The sequence below is a fragment of the Selenomonas sp. genome (genome assembly GCF_052169755.1).
GTDB lineage: Bacteria > Bacillota > Negativicutes > Selenomonadales > Selenomonadaceae > Selenomonas.
The window spans coordinates 1-9,636 of record NZ_JBQNBV010000081.1; the positions used below are offsets into that span (position 1 = coordinate 1).

Genomic DNA, 9,636 nt, shown 5'->3' on the forward strand with positions numbered 1-9,636 from the left:
GCCTAGCCAATCGGTCTGCGCCTTCGGCTTGACCTCTTGGGGCTTCATGGTAAAAGAAAACTGCCGCACATCATTTATGTGCAGCAACCCTTGAAAAACGGCGTCCGACAAAGCGGCAGATTCTTTGCAGCCTCACGCAATGATCGAAAAGAGCGTCGATGAATTTTAGCAGTTATCGGCGCACCTTTACTTTTTTACGGAAAAGCCTTTACTTTTCCACCCAATATGTCATAATAAGTAAAGGAAAGAGGTGTTCGTATGATTTCTTATGCTGGGCTCCTGCAAAAATTAAAGACCAAGAAACTGACAAAGACAGCGCTCACCACGCAGCTTGGCATCTCTTCTCGAACCGTCGCCAAAATCGGACGCGGTGAAAAAATCTCCCGTCGTGTGCTTGAAAAAATCGCCGCGTTCCTCGGCTGCACTACGGATGCGCTCTGCCGAACCGTTTCAGACAATGCTCTGCTCCAACTGCTTCGCGATGAGAAAAGCGTCCGTATGTCGGGCGGCCTGTATCACGAGCTTCAGATCCGCATGACGTACAATTCGAATCACATTGAGGGAAGCAAGCTCAGTGAAGATCAGACAAGGATGATCTTTGAAACGAACACGGTCGATGTCGCCGAAGGGCTCCTAGTCGACGACATCATCGAAACGGTCAATCACTTCCGCGCCATAGACTATGTGCTTGACAAAGCGGAAGAGCCGCTCACAGAGGAAATCATAAAGGAGCTGCACCGCATCCTCAAACAAGGCACGAAAGATGCCGCCCTCGACTGGTTCGCCATCGGCGATTACAAGAAAAAAGCGAACGTGGTCGGCGGTCGTGAAACCACAAAGCCGAAGGATGTTCCTGCTCGGATGAAGGCGCTGCTTGCCGCTTACGAATCGCTTGCCGTCATTACGCTTGAGAGCATCATCCGCTTTCACCATGATTTCGAGCGCATCCATCCTTTCCAAGACGGGAACGGCAGAGTCGGGAGACTCGTCGCGCTCAAAGAATGCCTGCGTCATTCCATCGTCCCATTCATCATCGAAGATTCCAAGAAGATGTTCTATTATCGCGGCTTATCTGAATGGGAAAAAGAGCCGGGCTATCTGACAGACACCTGCCTTGACGGGCAGGACGCCTTCAAAAAACTGATGCTCATGTTCGAAGCATGAGACATCTTTTCAGCCGCTTTCTCATAAAAAACGCGCCTCCCCATTGCAGAGGAGGCGCGCCCACACACGCTTTCTCAGCTGATGCCGACGACCTCGTAGCCTGCATCGACGATCGTCGCCGAAAGAGCCTTGTCCGAAACGTCGGCGCTCAAGGTGACGACGGCTTTCTTATCGTCTAAGCTGACTTCCGCCTTTTCCACGCCGTTCATGCCTTCCAAAGCCTGCGTCACATGCGCGACGCAGTGACCGCACATCATTCCTTCGATGGAAATTGTCTTTGTCATTGCACTTGCCTCCAATTTTTCATCTGCCTGCATTTGCGAAACTTCTTCCGTGACTTTTTTTACCTCCGTCTGCAAGAGGAAGTCGGGCAGTTCACGCAAGATCCTTCGCTTATCCTTTCTATCGTCATAAACATCAAAAAAATTCAGCCGCAGAGCGTTCATCACCACGCAGAAGCTCGAAAGGCTCATCGCCGCCGCGCCGAACATCGGACTCAAAACAACGTCGAACACGGGCAGCCAAAGTCCCGCCGCAAGCGGTATGCCGATGACATTGTAGAAAAACGCCCAGAAGAGATTTTCCTTGATGTTGCGGATGACCTGCCGCGAAAGGCGGATGGCTGCGACGACATCTCTGAGGGAGGACTTCATGAGGACGACATCGGCGGCGTCCATAGCGATGTCAGCTCCCGCGCCGATGGCGATGCCGACATCGGCGCGCGTCAAAGCGGGCGCATCGTTGATGCCGTCGCCTACCATGATCGTCCTGCCGCTCTCCTGCAGACGGCGCACGACCTCTTCCTTGCCGTCGGGCAGGACATCGGCGACGATGGCAGAAAGGCCGAGCTTCATACCGACCGCGTTCGCCGTGCGGCGGTTGTCGCCCGTCAGCATGACGGGCTGCACGCCCATGCGCAGAAGCTCCCCGATCGCCTCGCAGCTGTCCGCCTTCAAGGCGTCAGCGACGGCGATGATGCCGAGCAAGCGATCGGCAGCGGCGAAGAAGAGCGGCGTCTTTCCCTCCGACGCGAGCTTTTCCGCCGCCGCTTTCATGTCCGCTGTCAGAAGCCCGCGGTCCTTCATCAGCGTCATGCTGCCGCCGATCATTTCTCGGCGTTCGCCCGAAAGCTCCGCCGTACCCATGACGCCATGCCCGGGCAGAGCCTGAAAATCCTGCGCTTTCTCGAAAGAAATGCCGCGTTCTTTTGCCTCGCGCCGGACGGCGGCGGCGAGCGGGTGCTCGCTCTGCGACTCCAAAGCGGCCGCCACGCAAAGAAGCTCCTCTTCCCCGACGCCTGCAGCGGGGAAAAGGTCCGTCACGCGCGGCTTGCCCTCCGTGATCGTCCCCGTCTTGTCGAGTACGACGAAGTCCGCCTTGCCCGTCGTCTCAAGCGCCGCCGCCGTCTTGAAGAGGATGCCGTTCTTCGCACCCTTGCCGCTGCCGACCATGATGGCGACCGGCGTCGCAAGCCCCAAGGCGCACGGGCAGCTGATGACGAGTACGCTGACGGCGCGAGCGAGCGCAAAACTCGCCGTCTCACCCAAAAGCAGCCAAAGAACGCCCGTGATGATCGCCAAGAGGATGACAACAGGCACAAACACCCCCGACACCCTGTCGGCGAGCTTCGAAATCTCCGCCTTGGAAGCAGCGGCATTCTGCACCATCTCGATGATCTGCTGCAGCGTCGTATCCTCGCCGACGCGACGCGCCTCGCAGGTCAAAGCGCCGTTCTGATTGATCGTGGCGGCGCTCACGAGACTGCCCGGCGCCTTGTCCACAGGCAGGCTCTCGCCCGTCAAAGCCGCCTCGTTGACGGCGCTCTCACCTTCGAGCACCTTGCCGTCCACGGGGAAACTCTCGCCCGGCAGCACGAGAAAGACGTCGCCGACGGCGACCTCCGACGCAGCGACGACGACTTCCTTACCATCCTTCACGAGCCGCGCCGTCTTGGGCGCGAGATCCATGAGTCCCTTAATGGCGTTCGTCGTCTTGCCCTTGCTGCGGCTTTCCAGCCACTTCCCTATCGTGATGAGCGTCACGATCATCGCAGACGTCTCAAAGTAGAAGTCCATGCCGCCCGCCGCGACGCTCTGCCAGTCTCCGGCACGCGCCGCGATAAGCATGGCGAAGAGATTGCCCGTACTGTAGACAAAGCCCGCCGCACTGCCGAGCGCTACGAGCGTATCCATATTCACGCCGCCTGAAAAAACATGGCGAAAGCCGTTGATGAAAAATTTCTGATTGACGATCATGACAGCCGCCGCAAAAAGAAGCTCATAAAGCCCGACGACGAGCGCATTGTCCTCCATCACCTGCGGGATGGGAAGAGCAAGAAGCATGTGTCCCATCGAAACGTAAAGAAGCGGCAAAAGAAGCGCGAGCGACACGAGGAAACGGCGCAGGATCTTTGGCGTCTCATGATCCTCAAGCGCCTCTCGCTCTTCTCGCATATCCTTCGCCCGCTCTGCTCTCTTGTCGGCAGCAAGACTCGCGCCGTACCCCGCCTTCTCGACGGCGGCGCAGATTGCCTCCGACGTCAGAGGCGCATCGTAGCTCACGAGCATCGAATTCGTCAGAAGGTTTACGGACACTTCATAGACGCCCGCCAGGCGGCTGACCGCCTTATCGACACGTGCACTGCATGCCGCGCATGACATGCCCGTGATCTGATACTTTTCATTTTGTGTCATAAGAAAAACACCTCCACACTTCCTATGACTGTTTGAAACAGGATATACGTCAAAGCGACATTTGTCAAGAACAACTTTCAAATAAGCGCACAAAAGCCCCCGAGCGGGAATTCCCATCGGGGGCGATACAGCCATTCACAAAATCGGATATGCCCAAAAGCCGATTATTTCGGATTGTACTCGATGATTTTGATGTTCTTGTGCTCATTCAGATCGACGACCTGATCCTGTGTGATGCGAATGAGCGGATTCGCTGCAAAGTCCTCGGGATAACCGACGAGGATGCCTTGAAGCCCGTTGCTCAATGTGACGGTCGAACCGAGGAACACATGCTTGATGTTGTTGAGGAACGGCATGCAGACGGCGGGATCGAGCTTGCTGAACATGTCCTCGGAAATCTGCGCAATAGCGCTGAACGGCGTCTGCTTCACATAGCCCTCACGCTCCGTCGTGATATTGTCGTAGATGTCCGCAACGGCGATGATGCGCGCATACTCGTGAATATCCTTGCCCGTAAGCCCCGAGGGGAATCCCGATCCGTCCATGCGTTCGTGATGCTGCAACGCCGCGAGACGCACACCCTCAGACGTATCCTTGTTGGCGCTGAGGATATTGAAGCCGTCGCGCGGATGATTGCGGTACGCTTCCAAGTCCTCGCCTTTGAGCGTCTGGATATTCTTCTCCAAGAGACGCTCGGTGAATTTCGTCTTGCCGATGTCGTGCATGAATCCCGCCATAATGATGTCATGCGTCTTTTTCGTCGGAATCCGCATCCACTTGGCAATAACGCCCGCGAGGATGGACACGCGCAGGGAATGGTTATAGACGTCGCTCGCGAGATGGTTCAGCTCGTAGAGGTAGTCGATAGCGCCGCTCTGCTTTGACATAGGCGCGAGATCTCTCTGCACCATCGCCGTCGTGCGTTCAACAGGCACTTCGTCATCCTTGGCAACGGAACTAAAGATGTCCTGCGCCTCGGAAACGACTTCCTTATATTCAGCGACAAAGGCATGGCTGCGCGTCAACGGCTCGCCGACGACGGGCGTCGTCGTGAGTTCAAAGTCGTCCTTGACATAAACCGCAGGTATATTCAAGAATCCCAGACGCGTGATATGCGCCTTCGTCAGAACAGTGTTCTCCGAGAGCACAACGATCATGTTGTCGTTGACGATGGTACGCGCCAAGGTCATTCCGGGATGCAGATCCTCGATGGATACGGCTTTCAAAGCAAACTCCTCCTTTGGGAAACGGCATATATCACATTGCGTTTCTTCCGTACATGAATCGATTCGAAACCTTTCCGAATTCGTCCTCTTCTGTTTAATTCTCTACAAAAGCTGGAAATCCTTTATCGTACGGAAAAAACTCTCGCTTTCTTTTAAGAAACGACTTTTTGCCCATGAATTCCCAAAAAAGGGCAAAGCACAGGCACAAACGGCTCGTCCATATTCCTGTAAGGGCGGCGCACACATCCCTTCGCATAATCGCTGCCTGCCCTGCACATATCGTCCTTCACGGCAAAACTCTATCCTGCCGACGCGCCTAACGAATGAATTGGTCGATCGCCTTGTTCAGCTTATTCAGCGCTTCTTGATCGCCATGCTCGACGGCATCGACGATGCAGTGCTCCAAATGATCTTTCAAAATGACTTTTCCCACGCCAAGGATAGCTGCGTTGACCGCCGAGAGTTGGATGAGAACATCGGCGCAGTCGCGCCCGTCCTCGATCATCTTCTTCGTCGATTCGAGATGTCCGATCAGTCGTGACATGCGGTTGAGCACCGCTTTCGTCTGCGTATGCGGATGGACGTGCGGATGCGGATGTGCGTGCATCTCACACACCGTCCTTTTCCCTGCACGCCAATCCAACCGCATCGACATACGGCTTGATGTCGATGACGGCGCTGCCATCCAAAGCATCGAGATGCTGCACGAAAAGCCGCCTGCCCTCGCGGCGCAGAAGTTTTACCGTGCAGAGCGACAAGGGGTTCGGCCGATGCGGCGCACGGCAGGCGAACACACCGCAGGAACGCGTACCGCTCGGCGGCGTCGTCACGAGACGGTCGCGCTCGGCGAGATGCGCCCAGTAGAGCACCGTGAGCCACTCATGCTCTTCGACATGCTCCAACGCGGGCGCATACGCCTCGTCTATCTCGATGACGGACTCTTCCTCGCTGAAAAAACCCTGGCGCGGTATCTGCTGCAAACTCTGATAGGGGCTATGCACCATACCGATACGATTTAACTCCACAAGAATGCCTCCTTCCGCCGTCACTCGATCTTGAGCGTCAGCTTCTCTCCGTTGATGTTCCATGCCTTGCCCGTCACATTATCGTCATAGGAAATCGCGTCGGCGAGCGTGATGCGCTTGATGTACTCCTCGTTCTTCGCCATGAGCGCTGCGATCTTCTCGTTGCCTCCCGCCGTGATCTTGATGTGGTCGGTGACCTCGAAGCCGTTCTCCTTGCGCATCGTCTGCACCTTGCTGACGATCTCGCGCACGAAGCCTTCCTCGATGAGCGCGGGGCTCAAGGTCGTCTCCAAAGCGATCGTGACCGCGCCGTAGCGCTCCGTGACGAAGCCTTCCGTCTGCGCCATCGACACCTCGACGTCTTCGGCTTCCAGCACGACTTCACCCGAAGGAAGCGCCAGCTTCAGCTTGCCCGTGCGGTCAAGTTCGTCCTTCGCCTCGTGCCCGTTGACCTTCGCGAGAGCCGCCTTGACCTCGCCGATCCTCTTCCCGACCTTCGGGCCCAAGACCTTGAACTGCGGTTTGAAGCTGTAGCTCAAGAACTCTTCCATGTCGCTCTTAAAGACGACCTCTTTGACATTCAGCTCGCTCTCGACGATCTCGCGGAAGAAATCGTCGAGCGCGTGCGCCGCCTTGACGAACATCCTGCCGATGGGCTGGCGATTCTTGATGTTCGCAGCATTTCGCGCCGCACGCCCCAAGACGACGATCTCAAGGACGATCTCCATGTTGTCCTCAAGCGATGCGTCAATATAGTCTTCGCGTACGACAGGGAAATCGCAAAGATGGACGCTCTCGGGTGCCGTCTGATCAATGCTGCAGACGATGTTTTGATAGATCGCCTCTGTCATGAAGGGGATCATCGGCGCAGCGGCCTTTACCGTCGTCACAAGAGCCGTGTAAAGCGTCATATAGGCGTTGACCTTATCGCTGCCATCGCCCTTCGCCCAGAAGCGCTCACGGCTGCGGCGCACATACCAGTTGCTCAGTTCATCGACAAATCCCTGCAAAGCCTTCGCGGCTTCCGTGACCTTGTAGGCGGCGAGGTTTTCATCGACCGCCTTGACCATCGTGTTAAGACGCGACAGGATCCATTTGTCCATGACGGCGAGCTTTTCGTAGTCGAGCGCATGATCGAGCGGGTTGAAGTTGTCAATGTTGGCATAGAGCACATAGAACGCATACGTGTTCCACAGCGTGCCCATGAACTTTCGCTGCCCTTCCTGCACCGCGCCGTCGTGGTAACGGTTCGGCAGCCACGGTGCGCTGTTCTCATAAAAGTACCAGCGAATCGCATCCGCACCGTGCTTTCTAAGCGCGTCCATCGGGTCGACAGCGTTGCCCTTCGACTTCGACATCTTACGCCCGTTCTCGTCCTGCACATGACCGAGGACGATGACATTCTTATACGGCGCTTTATGAAAGAGCAGCGTCGAGATGGCGATGAGCGAATAGAACCAGCCGCGCGTCTGATCGACCGCCTCGGAGATGAAGTCTGCCGGGAAGCGGCGCTCGAAAATCTCCTTGTTTTCAAACGGATAATGCCACTGCGCAAACGGCATCGAGCCGGAATCAAACCAGCAGTCGATGACCTCGGGCACGCGGTGCATCTCTTCGCCGCACTCGGCGCAGCGGATCGTCACGGCATCGACATACGGACGATGCAGCTCCAGCTCGTCGGGGCAGTTCTCCGACAACGATTTAAGCTCCTCGATCGAACCGATCGAATGCTGATGACCGCAGCTGCACTCCCAGATATTGAGCGGCGTTCCCCAATAGCGGTTGCGGCTGATGCCCCAATCCTGCACATGCTCCAGCCAGTCGCCGAAGCGTCCCTTGCCGATGCTCTCGGGAATCCAGTTGACCGTGTCATTGTTCGCAATCAGCTCGTCACGCACCGCCGTCATCTTGATGAACCACGACTCACGCGCATAATAAACGAGCGGCGTGTCGCAGCGCCAGCAATGCGGATAGCTGTGCTCGAAAACGGGCGCCTTGAAGAGCAGCCCCTTCTCCTTCAAATCCTTCAAGATCAGCGGATCGGCGTCCTTGACAAAGACGCCCGGCCAGTCCGTGTCCTCCGTCATTTCGCCCTTCGCATCAACGAACTGCACGAAAGGCATGTCGTACTTGCGGCACACGCGATTATCGTCCTCGCCGAACGCCGGCGCCGTATGGACGATGCCCGTGCCGTCGGACGTCGTGACGTAGTCGTCGCAGATGACGAAAAACGCCTTTTTCTTAATTTTCCCCTCGGCATACGGATAGAGCGGCTCATAGTCGCGGTACTCCAGCTCCTTGCCCTTCATGCGTGCGAGGACTTCGCGCTCGCCCTCGACGCCGTCAAAGACCGTATGGACAAGCGCTTCCGCGAGATAGTAGACCGCATCGCCGACGCGCAGCTTCACATAATCCACCTCGGGATTGACGCAGAGACCGAGATTCGACGGCAGCGTCCACGGCGTCGTCGTCCACGCGAGAAAGTATGCGTCCTCGCCCTTCGCCTTGAACTTCACCAGGGCAGAGCGTTCCTTGACATCCTTGTAGCCCTGCGCGACCTCATGCGAAGAAAGCGGCGTACCGCAGCGCGGGCAGTAAGGCACGACCTTGTGACCCTTGTAGAGAAGGCCGCGCTTCCAGATCTCCTTGAGCGCCCACCATTCCGACTCGATGAAATCGTTCTCATAGGTGATGTACGGATGTTCCATATCCGCCCAAAAACCGACGACGTCGGAGAACTCCTCCCACATGCCCTTGTACTTCCAGACAGATTCACGGCACTTCTTGATGAAAGGCTCCATACCGTACTTCTCGATCTGATCCTTGCCGTCGAGCCCGAGCGCCTTCTCCACCTCAAGCTCCACCGGCAGACCGTGCGTATCCCAGCCCGCCTTCCGGAGGACGCACTTTCCCTTCATCGACTGATAGCGCGGCAGCATGTCTTTGATGACGCGCGTCAGCACATGACCGATGTGCGGCTTGCCGTTCGCCGTCGGCGGTCCGTCGTAGAACGTGAAATTCTCCTTGCCCGCACGCTGGTCGATCGCTTTTTGCGCGATGTCGTGCGATTTCCAGAAGTCTTCGACCTCCTTCTCTCGCTCGACACAATTCAACGTCGTGTCTACCTTCTTATACAGCAAGATTTTCCCTCCTAAAATATCGTACAACGTACAGGAAAGCGGCGCAGCGCCATGCGATACATGCTTCATAGAAAAAACCTTCATCCCGAAACAGGATGAAGGCAAACTTTCCTGCCAGTTTTCTTCAGCATTTCATATCTCTTTTTCCATTCCTAATAATAACGCAAAACAACAAAAAAGCCAAGTGTTATCTTCCGAGAAATCTGCGTGGAAGATTTCTCGTATTTTATATATCATCAGCAGGAAAATAGAATCTAATCTCGTAATAAGAATATAGGTGAATACGACTCAATTTCCTTATATTTGTATTCAACATGACAGTACCGCCATGAACACTTGGGAAGTTGAACGAAAGATGATCCTTTTGCAAATATGCAAAAGGCAGCAA

The 9,636-nt window shown here is 55.8% G+C and carries 6 protein-coding genes; 1 reads left to right on the top strand and 5 read right to left on the bottom strand.

Features of this window, described 5'->3' with window-relative positions:
* Positions 1–258 precede the first annotated feature (258 nt).
* Complete coding sequence (locus ACTTKG_RS06815; protein ID WP_442673481.1) at positions 259–1,164, top strand: Fic family protein; 906 nt, start codon at positions 259–261, stop codon at positions 1,162–1,164.
* A 74-nt stretch (positions 1,165–1,238) separates the two neighbouring features.
* Here the strand turns inward: ACTTKG_RS06815 and ACTTKG_RS06820 are convergent, their stop codons facing one another.
* The 5 genes from ACTTKG_RS06820 to ileS all read right to left on the bottom strand — a co-directional run bounded on the left by ACTTKG_RS06820 (position 1,239) and on the right by ileS (position 9,245).
* Positions 1,239–3,857: a heavy metal translocating P-type ATPase gene (locus tag ACTTKG_RS06820; protein ID WP_442673482.1), complete on the bottom strand. Its 2,619-nt coding sequence runs from the start codon at positions 3,855–3,857 to the stop codon at positions 1,239–1,241.
* Positions 3,858–4,021: 164 nt separating this feature from the next.
* Positions 4,022–5,083 (bottom strand): HD-GYP domain-containing protein, encoded by a 1,062-nt coding sequence (locus ACTTKG_RS06825; protein ID WP_442673483.1) that lies wholly within the window; start codon positions 5,081–5,083, stop codon positions 4,022–4,024.
* A 316-nt stretch (positions 5,084–5,399) separates the two neighbouring features.
* Entirely contained in the window at positions 5,400–5,690 is a 291-nt protein-coding gene (locus ACTTKG_RS06830) for a metal-sensing transcriptional repressor (protein ID WP_442673485.1), read from the bottom strand.
* Between the two features lies 1 nt (position 5,691).
* Positions 5,692–6,108, bottom strand: a complete 417-nt coding sequence (gene tsaA / locus ACTTKG_RS06835) for a tRNA (N6-threonylcarbamoyladenosine(37)-N6)-methyltransferase TrmO (RefSeq protein ID WP_442673484.1) — start codon at positions 6,106–6,108, stop codon at positions 5,692–5,694.
* 20 nt (positions 6,109–6,128) lie between these two features.
* Entirely contained in the window at positions 6,129–9,245 is a 3,117-nt protein-coding gene (gene ileS, locus ACTTKG_RS06840; protein ID WP_442673486.1) for an isoleucine--tRNA ligase, read from the bottom strand.
* Between the last annotated feature and the right edge of the window lie 391 nt (positions 9,246–9,636).